The 15,666-nt window shown below is 61.9% G+C and carries 12 protein-coding genes; 4 read left to right on the top strand and 8 right to left on the bottom strand.

Annotation, left to right across the window (positions count from 1 at the left end; genetic code table 11):
* The first annotated feature begins 493 nt into the window (after positions 1-493).
* Positions 494-2,119, top strand: coding sequence for a glucan biosynthesis protein D (locus HBO24_RS22725; protein WP_057438023.1), 1,626 nt, complete (start codon positions 494-496; stop codon positions 2,117-2,119).
* Positions 2,120-2,168: 49 nt separating this feature from the next.
* Here the strand turns inward: HBO24_RS22725 and HBO24_RS22720 are convergent, their stop codons facing one another.
* The 5 genes from HBO24_RS22720 to HBO24_RS22700 all read right to left on the bottom strand — a co-directional run bounded on the left by HBO24_RS22720 (position 2,169) and on the right by HBO24_RS22700 (position 7,018).
* Positions 2,169-2,354: a hypothetical protein gene (locus HBO24_RS22720; RefSeq protein WP_057438021.1), complete on the bottom strand. Its 186-nt coding sequence runs from the start codon at positions 2,352-2,354 to the stop codon at positions 2,169-2,171.
* Positions 2,355-2,600: 246 nt separating this feature from the next.
* Complete coding sequence (locus tag HBO24_RS22715) at positions 2,601-3,134, bottom strand: GNAT family acetyltransferase (RefSeq protein ID WP_057438019.1); 534 nt, start codon at positions 3,132-3,134, stop codon at positions 2,601-2,603.
* 105 nt (positions 3,135-3,239) lie between these two features.
* Complete coding sequence (locus HBO24_RS22710) at positions 3,240-4,346, bottom strand: NADH:flavin oxidoreductase/NADH oxidase (RefSeq protein ID WP_170060351.1); 1,107 nt, start codon at positions 4,344-4,346, stop codon at positions 3,240-3,242.
* A 170-nt stretch (positions 4,347-4,516) separates the two neighbouring features.
* Positions 4,517-6,226, bottom strand: a complete 1,710-nt coding sequence (recJ, locus tag HBO24_RS22705) for a single-stranded-DNA-specific exonuclease RecJ (RefSeq protein WP_115127502.1) — start codon at positions 6,224-6,226, stop codon at positions 4,517-4,519.
* 249 nt (positions 6,227-6,475) lie between these two features.
* Positions 6,476-7,018 (bottom strand): YaeQ family protein, encoded by a 543-nt coding sequence (locus HBO24_RS22700; RefSeq protein WP_057438005.1) that lies wholly within the window; start codon positions 7,016-7,018, stop codon positions 6,476-6,478.
* 147 nt (positions 7,019-7,165) lie between these two features.
* Between HBO24_RS22700 and HBO24_RS22695 the strand changes: the two genes are divergently transcribed.
* Entirely contained in the window at positions 7,166-8,365 is a 1,200-nt protein-coding gene (locus tag HBO24_RS22695) for a CaiB/BaiF CoA-transferase family protein (RefSeq protein ID WP_057444507.1), read from the top strand.
* Positions 8,366-8,390: 25 nt separating this feature from the next.
* Positions 8,391-9,275, top strand: coding sequence for a TIGR02285 family protein (locus HBO24_RS22690; RefSeq protein WP_170060350.1), 885 nt, complete (start codon positions 8,391-8,393; stop codon positions 9,273-9,275).
* 170 nt (positions 9,276-9,445) lie between these two features.
* On the opposite strand, the gene HBO24_RS22685 is transcribed toward HBO24_RS22690, so the two are convergent.
* Entirely contained in the window at positions 9,446-9,730 is a 285-nt protein-coding gene (locus HBO24_RS22685; RefSeq protein WP_057438042.1) for a DUF3509 domain-containing protein, read from the bottom strand.
* Positions 9,731-10,000: 270 nt separating this feature from the next.
* Here HBO24_RS22685 and HBO24_RS22680 point away from each other — a divergent pair, with 270 nt between their 5' ends.
* Positions 10,001-10,663, top strand: a complete 663-nt coding sequence (locus HBO24_RS22680) for a response regulator transcription factor (protein ID WP_057438001.1) — start codon at positions 10,001-10,003, stop codon at positions 10,661-10,663.
* Between the two features lie 28 nt (positions 10,664-10,691).
* On the opposite strand, the gene HBO24_RS22675 is transcribed toward HBO24_RS22680, so the two are convergent.
* Positions 10,692-11,921 (bottom strand): EAL domain-containing response regulator, encoded by a 1,230-nt coding sequence (locus HBO24_RS22675; RefSeq protein ID WP_057438039.1) that lies wholly within the window; start codon positions 11,919-11,921, stop codon positions 10,692-10,694.
* Positions 11,922-11,993: 72 nt separating this feature from the next.
* On the bottom strand, positions 11,994-15,575 hold the full coding sequence (locus tag HBO24_RS22670; RefSeq protein ID WP_262153278.1) for a transporter substrate-binding domain-containing protein: 3,582 nt from the start codon (positions 15,573-15,575) through the stop codon (positions 11,994-11,996).
* Between the last annotated feature and the right edge of the window lie 91 nt (positions 15,576-15,666).

The following is a 15,666-nucleotide window of genomic DNA, read 5'->3' as shown; positions in this document are numbered from 1 at the left end:
AGGCGCCCCGTTAAACCACGCTGGCCGCAGGCAGGTATTGCGCAGTGGGCACCCCGGCATGGATGCCGGGGTAGCCGCGACACGGCCATGGATGGCCGATCGCGGCGGGCCCACGGAGCAATGCCTGACTGCGGGCACACCGAGCCTAGGCGAGGTGCCGAGTGGTGGGGCAAGAGCCTTTTTGGTTACTTTTGGGGCTCTTTTCCAAAAGTGACCCGCTGTAAGAGCGGAACCAATAGCCGCCGTGACCGCAGCAATGGATATACACACCGCCCCAAAGCCATCCCCAGCAAATCCCCCTGCTGACACGTCTTGTTTCATATGCAACGCCATCATCCCGCTATCAATCAATTTTCCTTCCCCACCGAACCCCTTAAGCTATTCAGCATCTGTTTAATGTCCGTTGCGTTTGGCCGAAGGCATGTCCGAACCGTAATTTCTGATCCAGCACGCGCCAGGAACGGCACGGGATTGCTCAGCACAGGTTGTATTTATGCACCGCAGGAATTTGCTCAAAGCGTCCATGGCCATCGCGGCCTACACCGGGCTGTCAGCCAGTGGCCTGCTGGCCGCCCAGGCCTGGGCCGGGAATCGTGCAGCCGATGGCGACGCCAAGGCGTTCGACTTCGACTGGCTCAAGCTGCAGGCCAAGCAACTGGCCGGTAAGCAGTATCAGGACACCCGCCAGGTGCTGCCGCCGACCCTGGCGACCATGACCCCGCAGAATTTCAATGCCATCGGCTACGACGGTAATCATTCGCTGTGGAAAGACCTCAAAGGCCAGCTGGATGTGCAGTTTTTCCACGTCGGCATGGGTTTCAAGACCCCGGTGCGCATGCACAGTGTCGACCCCAAGACCCGCCAGGCGCGAGAGGTGCATTTCCGTCCGTCGCTGTTCAATTATGAAAAAACCACGGTCGATACCAAGCAGCTCAAGGGCGACTTGGGTTTTTCCGGCTTCAAGCTGTTCAAGGCCCCGGAACTGGACCGCCACGACGTGGTGTCTTTCCTTGGCGCCAGCTATTTCCGTGCGGTGGATAACACCGGCCAGTACGGTCTTTCGGCACGCGGCCTGGCCATCGACACCTACGCCAATAAACGCGAAGAGTTCCCCGATTTCACCCAGTTCTGGTTCGAGACGCCGGACAAGGACAGCACCCGTTTCGTGGTCTACGCCCTGCTCGACTCGCCGAGCGCCACCGGTGCCTATCGTTTTGATATCGACTGCCAGGCCACCCAGGTGGTGATGGCCATCGACGCCCATATCAATGCGCGCACGGCAATCCAGCAGATGGGCATCGCGCCGATGACCAGCATGTTCAGTTGCGGCACCCATGAGCGGCGCATGTGCGACACCATCCACCCGCAGATCCACGACTCCGATCGCCTGGCGATGTGGCGCGGCAACGGCGAGTGGATCTGCCGCCCGCTGAACAACCCGGCCACTCTGCAGTTCAATGCCTTCGCCGATAAAGACCCGAAAGGTTTCGGCCTGGTGCAGACCGACCATGAGTTCGCCAGTTACCAGGACACCGTCGACTGGTACAGCAAGCGCCCAAGTCTGTGGGTGGAGCCGACCACCGCGTGGGGTGAAGGCTCTGTCGATCTGCTGGAAATTCCTACGACCGGCGAGACCATGGACAACATCGTCGCCTTCTGGACCCCGAAAAAACCGGTGGCCGCCGGCGACTCCCTGACCTTTGGCTACAAGCTCTACTGGAGCGCCCTGCCCCCGGTCAGCACACCGTTGGCACAAGTCAACGCCACCCGCTCCGGCATGGGCGGCTTCACCGAAGGCTGGGCGCCGGGTGAGCATTACCCGCCGGTCTGGGCCCGCCGTTTTGCCGTGGACTTCAAAGGCGGTGGCCTCGACCGCCTGCCCGCAGGTACCGGGATCGAGCCTGTGGTCACCTGCTCCCATGGCGAAGTGAAAGACTTCAGCGTGCTGGTGCTCGACGACATCAAGGGCTACCGAATTCTCTTCGACTGGTACCCGACCAGCGACAGCGTCGCGCCGGTGGAGATGCGCCTGTTCATCCGCACCAATGACCGGACCTTGAGTGAAACCTGGTTGTACCAGTACTTCCCGCCCGCACCGGACAAGCGCAAGTACAGCTGATGCCCAACGTTCCCACGCTCATTGCGGCGTGGGAACGCCCCCACCCGGTTCAAAAACGCGAAATACTCCTCATCGCACCAATCAAATAACGCATGGCAATTTGATCGTTTTCGGTCAGGGCACGGTACTGCTCAAGCAACTGCGCCTCGTCCGAGCTCAACCGGCGGCCATGCAACGACAGCTTGCGGCTGAAAAAAAGCACCAGAACCCCTGCGACACCAATGGACTTGGCCATGGACTGTTTCTCCGTGTGATAAACAACAACTCCCGATGCCCATAACCCTGTCCGCGAAGTGCAATGCCTCAGCGCGTAAACAGACTGACTTCCTGGGCCAGAAGCCGTCTTACTTCAAGCGTAGAAACTATCCTGGCGCTTGTGAGATTTTTTTAGAGCATTCACTTAAATAATTGCCTTAAGGCAAAAGGCCTTCAGAAAATCCTCACGTACTGACCGCCGTGTACGCGCCTGATGCCGGACAGATCAGGGCAGCGGGCGATACAAGTGGATGTCATTGGGTTCCCGGTGGTACAGCTCGCTGTCGGGCTGCTTGAGCAAACGACAGCCGTGATGCAGATAAAAATCCACGGTGTTGCGCGACTCGGTGGCCGAGATATACAGCGCCTGCGCACCCAGCGTTACCCCGTGCGCGCAGGCCAGCGTCAGCAAGCGCCCACCCAGCCCATGCCCTCGGCCACTGTGGCTGACATGCAGGAACTTGAGCTGATGCATACGCAGGCCCTGGTTATGGATCACCCGGTTATCCACCACCGCTGCCGCCAGCAGCGTCGGACCAGCAAACACTCCATGCAACCACCCGCCGCGCAGCCAGCAGGCATGCAACTCCAGGGCATCCTGCTCGGCTTCGCCTTCGGGCCAACCGCGCATGTCGTGGTGAGCGGCGTAGAGCACCAACTCGCCGTGTTCTAGGCGATAGCACTCATCAATCTGCTCAGTGCGGTCAATCAACGCCAGCAGGGGAATGTCGCTTTCATTCAAATCACGTTCCACCAGCATCTTGGCCTCCAGTGTCCAGGACGCTCAGGATCGCTACTCCCCCGGCGACAGGCAAGAAAAAACCCACCGTGATCAGCGGTGGGTCTGGGTGACGAATGTAAAAAATCAGTCGCGCAAGTCAGACTCATGGATCGGCTGGTCGCGGTGGGTAGCCCGCTGGTACTGCGCCGGCCAGGTCGCCTTGCGGCCGCCCAGGTCGTCATCGGCGTGCAGCGGCCAGTACGGATCACGCAGCAGTTCCCGGGCCAGGAAGATGATATCGGCCTGGCAGGTGCGCAGAATATGCTCGGCCTGGGCCGGTTCGGTAATCATCCCGACCGTGCCGGTGGCCATGCCGGATTCCTTGCGCACGCGCTCGGCAAAGCGCGTTTGATAACCGGGGCCGATAGGGATTTCGGCATTGGCGGCGGTGCCACCGGAGGACACGTCGATCAGGTCCACACCCAGGTCTTTCAGGCGGCGTGCCAGTTCCACGGTTTCGTCGGGGTTCCAGCCGTCTTCCACCCAGTCGGTGGCCGAGACGCGTACAAACAGCGGCAGCTCTTGCGGCCACACATCGCGCACCGCCTGGGTGACTTGCAACACCAGGCGGATGCGGTTTTCAAAGGATCCACCGTATTGATCCTGACGCTGATTGCTCAAGGGCGAGAGAAACTGATGCAGCAGATAACCATGGGCGGCATGGATTTCCACCACTTGGAAGCCGGCGGCCAGGGCACGCTTGGCGGCGGCCACGAAGTCGGCGATCACTTGCTGGATTTGCCCTTCGTCCAACTGCCGGGGCGCGGTGTGCTGCGGGTCGAAGGCGATGGGAGACGGACCTACCGGCACCCAGCCACCGTCTGCGGGCTTGACGCTGCCATGCTTGCCGATCCACGGCCGATGGGTGCTGGCCTTGCGCCCGGCGTGGGCCAGTTGAATACCCGCCACCGCGCCCTGGGCGCTGATAAAGCGTGTGATGCGCTGCAGCGGCTCAATCTGGGCATCGTTCCACAGGCCCAGGTCCTGGGCGGTGATGCGGCCATCGGCAGTAACGGCGGTGGCTTCGCTGAAAATCAGCCCGGCGCCGCCAACGGCGCGGCTGCCCAGGTGCACCAGGTGCCAGTCGTTGGCCAGGCCATCGACGGCGGAGTACTGGCACATCGGCGATACGGCAATGCGGTTGAGCAGGGTCAATTGGCGCAGGGTGTAGGGTTCAAGCAACAGACTCATGGGGCACCTCTTCTCGTATCCGGTGGGCATTGGCTCCAGGGTTCTGTCTGACCGGTACGCGTGACGAGAAGATGAAAGGCCCGTCCCCTTCGGGCTAAAAAACAGACAAGGTCACAAGACCAATCACACAGTGCTTAGAGACTAGTCGACAACCGGGGATTGCACAGGGTTCAGCGCGGTTCGATGTGGGCAATCATCAATTGCACGGTTTCCTGGCCGCGGAACTCATTGACGTCGAGCTTGTAGGCCAACTCCACCCAGCGAATGGTCGGGTTCGGCCACACTTCGCGGTCGATGCCAAAGGCAATGCCATCGAGCTTCACCGCGCCGCACTCACTCTTGAGCACTACCTTGAGGTGCCGCTCGCCCACCACCCGCTGCTCCACCAGTTGAAACACCCCATGAAACAAAGGCTCGGGAAAGTGCTGGCCCCAGGGCCCGGCGTTGCGCAGGGCACGGGCCAGTTCCAGGTGGAACTCTTCCACCGCCAGGGTGCCATCGGACAACAGGCGCCCCGTCAGGTCTTCTTCACGCAGTTGCCGGCGCACTTCGGCGTCGAAGGCTTCGGCGAACAACGGGAAGTTGGCTTCAGGCAAGGTCAGGCCCGCCGCCATGGCGTGGCCGCCGTACTTGGCGATCAGGTTCGGGTGCTGGCTGGCCACCACTGCCAGGGCATCACGGATATGAAAGCCCGGCACCGAACGCCCGGAGCCCTTGAGCAGGCCATCACCGGCATCAGCAAAGGCAATGGTCGGGCGGAAATAGCGCTCTTTCATACGCGAGGCGAGAATCCCGATCACACCCTGGTGCCATTCCGGGTCGAACAGGCACAGACCAAATGGCATCGACTCCACCGGCAAGTCCTTGAGCTGGGCCAGGGCCTCGCGCTGCATGCCCTGCTCGATGGCTTTGCGGTCCTGGTTCATGCCGTCCAACTGCGCGGCCATTTCCCGGGCCTGGGCGAAGTCGCTGGTGAGCAGGCATTCGATGCCCAGGCTCATGTCATCCAGGCGCCCGGCCGCATTCAGCCGTGGGCCGAGGATAAAACCCAGGTCGGTAGAGGTGATGCGTGCGTGGTCGCGCTTGGCCACCTCCAGGATCGCCTTGATCCCCGGCCGCGCACGTCCGGCGCGGATCCGCTCCAGGCCTTGATGGACCAGGATGCGGTTGTTGGCATCCAGCGGCACCACGTCGGCCACGCTGCCCAGGGCCACCAGGTCGAGCAACTCGCCGATATTGGGCTGCGGCTGCTTGTCGTACCAGCCCAGGCTGCGCAGGCGCGCGCGCAGGGCCATCAGCACGTAGAAAATCACCCCGACGCCCGCCAGGGCCTTGCTGGGGAACCCGCAACCGGGCTGGTTCGGGTTGACGATGGCATCGGCTGCCGGCAGTTCATCGCCGGGCAAGTGGTGGTCGGTGACCAGCACCTTGAGGCCCGCCGCCTTCGCCGCCGCCACACCCTCGACACTGGAGATGCCGTTGTCCACGGTAATCAGCAAGTGCGGCTCGCGCTGCAAGGCCACGGCGACGATTTCCGGGGTCAGGCCGTAGCCGTATTCGAAGCGGTTGGGCACCAGGTAATCCACATGGGCCGCCCCGAGCAGGCGCAGGCCGAGGGTGCCCACGGTGCTGGCGGTGGCGCCATCGGCGTCGAAGTCGCCAACGATCAGGATGCGCTGGCGCTGCTCCAGGGCCGTCACCAGCAAATCCACGGCAGCCTCAATCCCTTTGAGCTGCTGATAGGGAATCAGCCGCGCCAGGCTTTTATCCAGCTCATCCTGCGAGGTCACGCCACGGGCGGCGTAGAGACGGGTCAGCAACGGTGGCAATTCACCGAGGAACGGCAGGACAGCGGGCAATGGGCGGGGATCGATGCGCATGGGGTGATGGGGGCTTCTGTGCAATACAACGGTTAAAAAACACTATGAGTAACGACAAACATCAAATGTGGGAGCGGGCTTGTGTGGGAGCGGGCTTGCTCGCGAAAGCAGTGGGTCAGTCAACATCAATGTTTGCTGGGCCGACGTATTCGCGAGCAAGCCCGCTCCCACATGTGATCTTCGCTGCTTTGAAGATTGCCTTCGCTTAACTGGCCAGGCCAGCTCCTACACAAACCCGTCCTGACAGGATCAGCCGCGTTCGCCGACCAGCCACTGCAGTTGCACTTCGTGCTGGCCGCGGTCATCGGTGACGAAAATCGTGCCTTCGCTGATCATCACATCCCACTTGATCACCCGGGGCATGTCCTTGGCCAGGGTTTCCAGGATTTCCTGGGGCACGGCGGCGATATGCACGTTTTTCAGGTTATTGGCCACCGGCACCACCTTGCCTTCCCACACCCGCAGGCTGCCGTAGGCCAGCAGGCTGGTACGTTCGGTACGGCGTGAACACCAGGTCAGGCGGTCGGCATCGGGCTGGCCGACTTCGATCCAGTGCAAAACCCGATCATCCAGGCTTTTTTCCCACAGGGCTGGTTCGTCTACATCTGACAGTCCGCGACCAAACGACAACTGCTCGTTGTACCAAAGGGCGTAGGCCAGCAAACGCACGGTCATGCGTTCTTCGGTTTCCGAGGGGTGACGGGCGATGGTTTGCTTGACGCTCTCGTACACCGAACGATCGAGGTCGGTCAGGTTGAGTTCAAACTTGTAGGTCGTGGACGGCTGGGCCATGAACGGACTTCTAGAGACAGGGAAAGGCGGCCAGTCTAACCGATGGCGGGGTCATTCAACGAATCCTGCGCTGCATCATCCTTATCCCTGCAGCACTCGCCTATGTTAAAAGGCAATACATACCTTCCTGCGTTAGTAAGGATCCTCATGTCGTTTACCGCCAAACCGCTCGCCGGCCTGAAAGTCATCGAACTGGGCACCCTGATCGCCGGCCCGTTCGCCTCGCGCATCTGCGCCGAGTTCGGTGCCCAAGTGATCAAGGTCGAATCCCCCGACGGCGGCGACCCGCTGCGCAAATGGCGCAAGCTGTATGAAGGCACGTCGCTGTGGTGGTTTGTCCAGGCACGCAATAAACAGTCCCTGACCCTCAACCTCAAGCATCCCGAGGGGCTGGCGATCCTCAAGCAGTTGCTGGCAGACGCCGACATCCTGATCGAGAATTTCCGCCCCGGCGTCCTGGAAAAACTCGGCCTGAGCTGGGACACCCTGCATGCCCTCAACCCCAAGCTGGTAATGGTACGGCTCTCGGGCTTTGGCCAGACCGGGCCGATGAAGGATCAACCGGGCTTCGGCGCGGTCGGTGAATCCATGGGTGGCCTGCGCTACATCACCGGCTTCGAAGACCGCCCGCCGGTGCGCACCGGGATTTCCATCGGCGACTCCATCGCCGCGCTGTGGGCGGTGATTGGCGCGCTCATGGCCCTGCGCCATCGCGAGGTCAACGGCGGCCTCGGTCAAGTGGTGGATGTGGCGCTGTATGAAGCGATCTTCGCGATGATGGAAAGCATGATCCCCGAGTTCGATGTGTTCGGGTTTATCCGCGAGCGCACCGGCAACATCATGCCGGGCATTACCCCGTCATCAATCCATACCACCGCCGATGGCAAGCATGTGCAGATTGGCGCCAATGGCGATGCAATCTTCAAGCGCTTCATGCTGACCATTGGCCGTGAAGACCTGGCCAATGACCCACAACTGGCCAGCAATGATGGCCGCGATAGCCGGCGCGACGAGCTGTACGGCGTAATCGACCGCTGGGTCAACAGCTTGCCACTGGCCCAGGTGGTGGAGCAGCTGAACCAGGCCGAAGTGCCTGCCAGCCGGATCTACAGCGCCGAAGATATGCTGGGCGACCCGCAATACCTCGCCCGGGAAATGTTCCTCAAGGCCCAGTTGCCCGACGGCAAGGATTTCAAGATGCCCGGCATCGTGCCCAAGCTCTCGGACACCCCAGGCAGTTGCGAGTGGGTCGGGCCAGAGCTGGGCGAACACAATGCCGTGGTTCTGCAATCCCTGGGCTACGACAGCGACGCCGTGGCCCGTTTGCGTAAGGATGGCGCGATCTGATGCCCCGTGGAGCACTCTCAAGATAATGGCCGGCCGTTTTATCAGGGCGTTGCGGCGCCTATGGCTCATCGCCCCGCTGCTGGGGATGCTGCCGCTCTCGAGCCAGGCACAGGACACCCTGACCTGGCTGGTGCGTGACCTGCCGCCGATGACCATTTTCGAGGGCCCGCAAAAGGGCCAGGGCAGCGTCGATAAACTGCTGCCGCTGTTGATCGAGCGCCTGCCGCAGTATCGTCACCAGATCCTGCACGTCAATCGCGCCCGAGGCCTGCAAATGCTCAACACGCCCTCCTTCACCTGCGACCCATCGTTGGTATGGACCCCCGTGAGGGCCAGGAACATTGTGTTTTCCGCGCCGGCGTTCGCCGTGCTGAGCAATGGCATCGCGATTCGCCGCAACCAGCAGGGCGCCCTGGCAAGCTATGTGGTGGATGGCCAGTTCGATCTGGCGAGGTTTCTCGACCTGCAGCAGATGCGTCTTGGGATCGTCGCCGAGCGTAGCTACGGACCTGGGGTGGACGAACAGTTGAATCACGCCGATCCACTCAAGCTGGCCCCACATTACGGTAACGACGCACTGGGCAGTTTGCTGCAGATGCAGCGCCTGGGGCGGCTGGAAGCCGTGTTGGGCTACTGGACGGAAATCCGATACCAGGCAGCGCAACAGGGTATTGATCCGCAAGACCTGGTGTTCTATCCGATCAAGGGCACGGCGCGCTATCAGCGGATTCATATCGGTTGCTCGGACACCCCGATGGGGCGCGAGGCCATTACCCATATCAATCGCGAGTCGCAGAATATTCCCCAGGAGACATTGCGCCAGTCCTACGCCAACGGGCTGGACCCGCTGATGCGCGAGCAATACCTCAAGGACAACCCGAGGTTTTTCAGCGAAACGCCGCTGCCCTGATAAATCCAGGGCAAAAAGAAACCCCGAGCAGTGGGGAGACAACTCGGGGTTAAACGTGGCCTACAAAGACCAGTACAACAAGCTACAAGCACCGGAGCACAATGCTTGATCCTGCTGTTACATGGTCTGACTGGCCTTCCTGTAGGAAGGTTCCGAAGATAAAAATTTCTTCACGCCTGGACGCTGATGCGCGTCTGGGCTGCGTTGCGCAAGGCCGCGATTACCGAAGGTTCCAGGCGCCCTTCGGCGATTTTCAGGTCGCGGAGCAGGCAGTCCACCACGTCCACCAAGGCGCGCTTGTCGGTCAATTGCGCACGATCCACTTCGCGTTCGACCACGATTGCGCCCGTGGGGCTCTTCACTGTCACCAGGCTCTCGCCGTGTACACCCGAGGTAGTCAGCGTGACCTGATAAGGGCTCAGCGCTTCACCGAGCAATAGGCTGATACTTTCCATCTCGATCACCACTCAATCATGAGAAAAATAAATAACCAGTGTAGGCGCGAGCTTGCTTGCGAAAAACCTGAGAGCGCCACGTTCGTTCAGGATGCCCTACATTATCGTTGACGTTTTTCGCGAGCAAGCTCGCGCCTACAGATAAGTGACCTACGCCAAAAGCACAAAGTTCGCCTTTGAGCTGAGCTTATCGAGCATGCATGGCAAATATGACAGAGAGAAAACAACCGCCGACAGGCTAGAATCTCCTGATTATTGCCGGAGTCCACCGTGAGAGACGCGTCTGAACAGCCCTTGCGTATTGTCATCGCCGACGATCATCCGATTTTCCTGATCGGTTTGCGGGCAGTGCTGGAGCGCGACGAGCAGGTGCGCATCGTCGGTGAGGCCACCTCGCCCCAGGACCTGGCCGCCCTGCTGCAACGCTGCCCCTGCGATGTACTGGTCACCGATTTCATGATGCCCGCCGAGCCCCAGGCCGACGGCCTGCGCCTGATCGAACACCTGCGCCGGCATTACCCGGACCTGCCGATTGTGGTGGTGACCATGCTCAACAACGCCGGCCTGTTCCACTCGATCCTGGAACTGGGGGTCATGGGTCTGTTGAGCAAGGCCAGCCTGGCCGACGAGTTGCCCGAAGCCATCGACAAGGTGCGCCAGCAGCGGCCCTATGTGGCCCGCACCATTGAACAGGCGCTCGCCCTGGCCGGTGCAGTGGGGGCTGATCGCCTGCACTCACAGCACCAGTTGTCACCCCGGGAACTGGAGGTGATCCGCCTGCTGGCAGGTGGCAAGACGGTGGGCGAGATTGCCGCGCACCTCAATCGCAGCAAGCAGACCGTCAGCGCACAGAAAGTCAGTGCCATGCGCAAGCTGGGGCTGATCAGCGATGCCGCGTTGTTCATCTATGTGCAGGAACACGGGTTGGCCTAGGTTTGTGCAGCGCCCGGCTTGCCGGCTCCTACAAGGCAATCGCCGTAGATTTCGCCAGCCAGTGTTGCAGCGCCTGGGCACTCATCGGATGAGCGATCAGGCAACCCTGCAGCCAGGCCGGCCCCAGCGCGCGCACCGCGTCACGGTCGGCGGGGGTTTCAATTCCGGTCACGACCACGCCAACCCCCAGGTGCTGGGCCATGCTCATGGCCCCGGCGACCACCGCACACTTGCGTTCGTCACCCGCCATCCCGCTGGCAAACGCCGGGGGAATCTTCAGCTCGGTGAACGGCAGCTCCAGCAACCGTTGCAGGCTGGTACCGCCGATGCCGAAATCGCCAATGGACAGCTTGCAACCGATCATCCGCAAGCGCAGCAAACCGGTGACATGGGCGCTGTCGGTCTTCAGGCGCGAGGTTTCCACCAGTTCCAGGGTGAGGTTGCGCGCCGGGACGGCAAAGCGCTGCAGCAGGCCTTGCAGCGTGAGCGCGAAGTGTTCCTGATCCAGCAACCGCCCGGGAATGTTGACTGACACCGGCAGTTCCAGGCCCGTGTCCCGGGTCACCTGGGCGCATAGGCGCAACACCTGGTCCAGCACGTACCAGGTAAAGGCCTGCTCCAGGCCCGCCAACTCCAGCAGCGGCAGAAACTCGCTGGGCATCAACTGGCCATGCTCCGGGTCTTGCCAGCGCGCCAACGCCTCCACGCCTTGCAGATCACCGGCCTGGCTGACGATGGGCTGGTAGCAGACACGGGCGTAACGCTCAATGGCGGCCTCGCCGACCTCAGCGCAAAGTTTCTCGGTAGCGAATTCACTCACTCCCAGCATCTGGTGCACACGGTCCCAGGACAGCACTTGCGGGCTCGGCCGCAAGCGCTGCCGGCAGGCATCGAGCATCTGCCCGATGGAAGTGGCGGAAGCCGGCTTGGGCATGCACCCCAATACGTTCAACCCCGCCTGACGCGCCATGCTCGCCACGCCTTCCAGTACATCCGGTTCGGCGTCGCTCAACAGGACCAGGACCTGGGCCTGGCTGTGCTCAGCCATTTCGCGGATCAGCCCCAGTGAGTCGCCATGCTCCAGGTACAGATCGCAGATGGCGATATCCACCGGCCCCTTGCTCGCCAGCGACTGGCGGGCGACCTCGACGCTGTCGGCCGTAAGCACGTTGAACACGCCGTTGGCGTTGAGCATCTGGTGCAGGGCCATCAGCTGGAACGGGTGATCTTCGAGAATCAGGACTTTGAGTGAGCGCATGGAAAACTCTGGGGCTGCGTGCAGGATGGCCCACATTAGCCAAAACCCGGACGCGACCACATAGGACGCGTCCTATTCTTGCTCCAGATAAGGCTGAATCTCCTCTCGCAGTGCCAACAATGCCTGCGACAAGGCTTGCCAGCGCACCGGCAGCTCAGCGTCGCGGTGTTCCCGCGCACTGCTTTCAAGGGCGATGCAGGCCTTGGCCAACGGCAGCGCATCCACCAGGCAACAAATGCCCTTGAGGCGATGCAGGCTGGCCCGCACCTGCACCAGGTCGTGCTCGGCCATGGCGTTGCCCAACAGGTGGTGCTCGTGCTCCAAATTGTTCGCCAACTCCTGCAACATGCTTTGCAGAATCGGCCCGTCGGCCTGGGTCATCTTGCGCAGGGCCTGCAGGTCGAAGGCCGGTACCGCCGTGACCCGGGCCAGCACCTGGGCCCACTGCTCCAGGGTCACCGGCTTGACCAGCAGCACATCCATACCCGCCTGCTGGCCGCGCTGGCTCTCGTCCTCCTGGGCCGCAGCGGTGCAGCCAATCAACGCGCAGCGCGGGCGCTGCTCCTGGGTTTCGATCTGGCGAATGGCCTCGGCCAGGGCATAACCGGACATGCCCGGCATATGACAATCAGTCACCAGCACGTCGAACGCCTCGCTGCGCCAACGCTGCAATGCGGCCTCGGCACTATTGAGGGCCACCACCTGGTGCCCGAGGAATTGCAACTGCTGGACCAGCACCAAGCGGTTGGCCGGCAGGTCGTCGACAATCAGCACCGACAGCACCCGGCTCGCAGCCAGCACCGGCGCGGCGGCCACCGGCGCCGGCAGGTCGTCACTGCCGACCCGGTCCAGGCGCAGGTCGATACACACGGTGGTGCCTTCGCCCAGGGCGCTGTGCAGGGTGATTTGCCCGCCCATCAGGTCCACCAGTTGCTGGCAGATACTCAAGCCCAAGCCGGTGCCGCCATGTTCGGCGGCCGTCAGCGGGCTGCCCTGGATAAACGGCCGGAACACTCGTGCCTGCTGTTCGACGCTGATGCCGGGGCCAGTATCTTCGACGCACAGGTGCAAGTATTCATGCCCCTCACCATCCACCTGGCAGGCGACACGCATACACACATCTCCGCGTTGCGTGAACTTCAGCGCATTGCCCAAAAGGTTATGCATGACCTGGCGCAGCCGTAGCGGGTCGAACCAGTAAAAGCCTTGGGCCTGGGGATCGAACGCCAGGGTCAGGTGCAGGCCCTTTTTCTGCGCAGTGGCTTCAAACAGGCGCTGGATACCTTCGAAGAAACCTTTCAGGTCAGTGGTCTGTGGCGCCAATTGCAGATGGCCGGCTTCGATCTTCGCCAGATCAAGGCTATCGCCCATCAGGGCAATCAACTCCCGTGCCGAGCGATGGGCCACCTGCAACGCCTCGGAAACAGGGGCGCCCGAGGCCAGGGCGCGCTCCTGCTCCAGCTCCAGCAGGCCGATAATCGCCGTCATCGGTGTACGAATCTCATGACTGAGGTTCGACACAAAGGCACTCTTGGCGTAGTTCGCTTCATCGGCAGCGCGACGCGCGTCCATCAGTTGGGTTTCCAGGACCTTGCGCTCGTTGATATCGACCCAGCCCCCGAGCAAACCCCGCAACTGGCCCTGGGCATCGTAAAACGGCACGGTCCATTGATAGACATGGGCGATACCGCCGTTGAACTCCAGTTGGCGGTCGATAAACAACGACTGCTGCGTCTCCAGTTGCTCCATGTGCCCCACATGCAGGCGCAAGGCGGTGGCGGCCGGCAAAATTCCACTCTCCGGCAGGGTCAGGCCCTGGATCAGTTCAAGCCGGGTGGCCAACTGCTGTTCATAGCTTTTGTTGCAGGTGACCAAACGGCCAGCGAGGTCACGCACAAACACCGGGTTGGGCATGCCATCGAGCAGGGCGCGCTTGAACGCCAGTTGGTCATTGAGCCGTCGCTCGGCCTCCACACGCTGGCGGATCTGACGCTTGAGCCGACTGTTCCAGACCAGGGATACCAGCACAAACAGCAGCGCCGTGGCGACCGTCCAATAGGCCCATGGCGGCACACGCTGCCAGGCGGGCACCGGGACCGCCACCGCGCCCATCCAGCGCAGGCGCAAAGCGCTCAGTTCGGCTACCGGCAAAGCTTCCAGGGCCTTGTTCAAAATACTCAGCAGCTCGGGATGGTCCTTGCGCACTGACAGGTTGTCACTGGACCACTTGCCATCGACACTGCGACCGACCCGCAACTCATCGGTCGGATAACTCTGCACCTCGACTTCACTCTGGATGGTCGCTGCCGCGTCTCCCCGGGCTACCAGGGCGCGAGCCTCGGTGTAGTTGGCCACCGAGCGCAGGCGGATCTGCGGGTATTCACGCCGGATGTAGCCTTCGAGCACATGCCGCGCCGGCAGCGCCAACACCTCGCCCGAAAGCTGGCTGAGGCTGTTCAGCGGTGGCGTATCAAGACGCTCGACAAACACCCAGCCGGCACCGCCAAACCCGTGGCTGAAATCCAGAAACCTTCGGCGTTCGGTGTTTTCCACCAGGGTAGTGCTCATATCCGCACTGCCGTTTTCCAGGATTGCCAGGGTCTGCGCGGTGGAAAACACTTCCTCCATGACGAACTGCAAACCGGTCATGCGCGACAGGCGATTGAGCAGGTCGACATTCAGCCCGACCCAGCGCCCGTCCTTGTCTTTGAACACATAGGGCGAGTATTGCTGGGACGCCACCACCACATGGGGATGCTGCAGCACCCAGGCCTGCTCGGCGGCCGACAGGGGAATACGCTCACCGACGACGTCCACCCCCAGCCCGGTGGTCCAACGGGCCAGGATCTCACGGCGCACCGAGTCATCAATGCTCTGCAACGCCCGGTCCATCATCTTGCCCAGCAAGGGATCGGCCTGGCGCGTGGCGAAGGCAAAACCAATCGGCGCCAGGCGGCTTTGCTCCTTGATCTGCATGCTCAGGTAAGGACGCAGGGACTTGTAGGCGCGCACGATCACTTCATTGCCGATAAACGCATCCACATCACCCTGCTCCAGGGCTTCGAGGCCGCTATAGAGATTGGGCGCCAGCATGATGTGGCTTTGCGGGTAGGCGGCATGCACGTTCTTGACGTTGGCGTAGCCATCGAGCAACACCACCTTCTTGTCCTGGAGTGCGTCGTTTGGCGTGGCATCGGCACCGCGGGTCACCACCACCGAACGGTCGGGCATATAGTCCGCCGTAAAGGCCAGGCCGGGCACGTCACGTTCATAGCCGTTGGCGCTGGTGAGGATATCAATCGTCCCGGCGCGCAGGGCCTCCACGGCCTGGGCCCGCTCGGCGAAGCCCATCACCTGCATCGACACGCCGAGTCGCGCCCCCACCAGGCTCAAGTAGTCGGCACTGATGCCCTGGTAGCGATTGCGATCGCGGGTGATATCGATGGGTTGGTAGTCATCAATGGAAATCCCCACCCTCAGGGTTCGGTGTTGCGCCAGCCACTGGCGCTCGGCGGGTGCCAGGGGGATGGGCGCCAGGGTGATAAACGCCGGCACCAGATTGAACGGCAGGCTGACGGCGGCCAGGCTTGCAGGCAGGTGGCCGAGCAGCAGCGCGCTCAGTAGGCACAGGTGCCATCGGGTCGTGAACCGCACCGTGGGGGTTTCCTTTTTGGTTATTTTTTGTTCGGTGGACATATCCGTTGCAGGGGTAACGGGGCGCCCTGGATCAAAAACAGGGCGCGAT

Source organism: Pseudomonas sp. WS 5410 (genome assembly GCF_012985645.1).
Lineage (GTDB): Bacteria > Pseudomonadota > Gammaproteobacteria > Pseudomonadales > Pseudomonadaceae > Aquipseudomonas > Aquipseudomonas shahriarae.
This window is presented reverse-complemented; position numbering and strand designations above follow the sequence as displayed.

What these genes read in the sequence shown, in the direction of transcription:
- HBO24_RS22710 (WP_170060351.1), bottom strand. Translation starts at nt 4,346, where the DNA reads ATGAGTCTGTTGCTTGAACCCTACACCCTGCGCCAATTGACCCTGCTC.
- HBO24_RS22725 (WP_057438023.1), top strand. Translation starts at nt 494, where the DNA reads ATGCACCGCAGGAATTTGCTCAAAGCGTCCATGGCCATCGCGGCCTAC.
- HBO24_RS22720 (WP_057438021.1), bottom strand. Translation starts at nt 2,354, where the DNA reads ATGGCCAAGTCCATTGGTGTCGCAGGGGTTCTGGTGCTTTTTTTCAGC.
- HBO24_RS22695 (WP_057444507.1), top strand. Translation starts at nt 7,166, where the DNA reads ATGTCGTTTACCGCCAAACCGCTCGCCGGCCTGAAAGTCATCGAACTG.
- HBO24_RS22715 (WP_057438019.1), bottom strand. Translation starts at nt 3,134, where the DNA reads ATGCTGGTGGAACGTGATTTGAATGAAAGCGACATTCCCCTGCTGGCG.
- HBO24_RS22675 (WP_057438039.1), bottom strand. Translation starts at nt 11,921, where the DNA reads ATGCGCTCACTCAAAGTCCTGATTCTCGAAGATCACCCGTTCCAGCTG.
- HBO24_RS22700 (WP_057438005.1), bottom strand. Translation starts at nt 7,018, where the DNA reads ATGGCCCAGCCGTCCACGACCTACAAGTTTGAACTCAACCTGACCGAC.
- recJ (WP_115127502.1), bottom strand. Translation starts at nt 6,226, where the DNA reads ATGCGCATCGATCCCCGCCCATTGCCCGCTGTCCTGCCGTTCCTCGGT.
- HBO24_RS22690 (WP_170060350.1), top strand. Translation starts at nt 8,391, where the DNA reads ATGGCCGGCCGTTTTATCAGGGCGTTGCGGCGCCTATGGCTCATCGCC.
- HBO24_RS22685 (WP_057438042.1), bottom strand. Translation starts at nt 9,730, where the DNA reads ATGGAAAGTATCAGCCTATTGCTCGGTGAAGCGCTGAGCCCTTATCAG.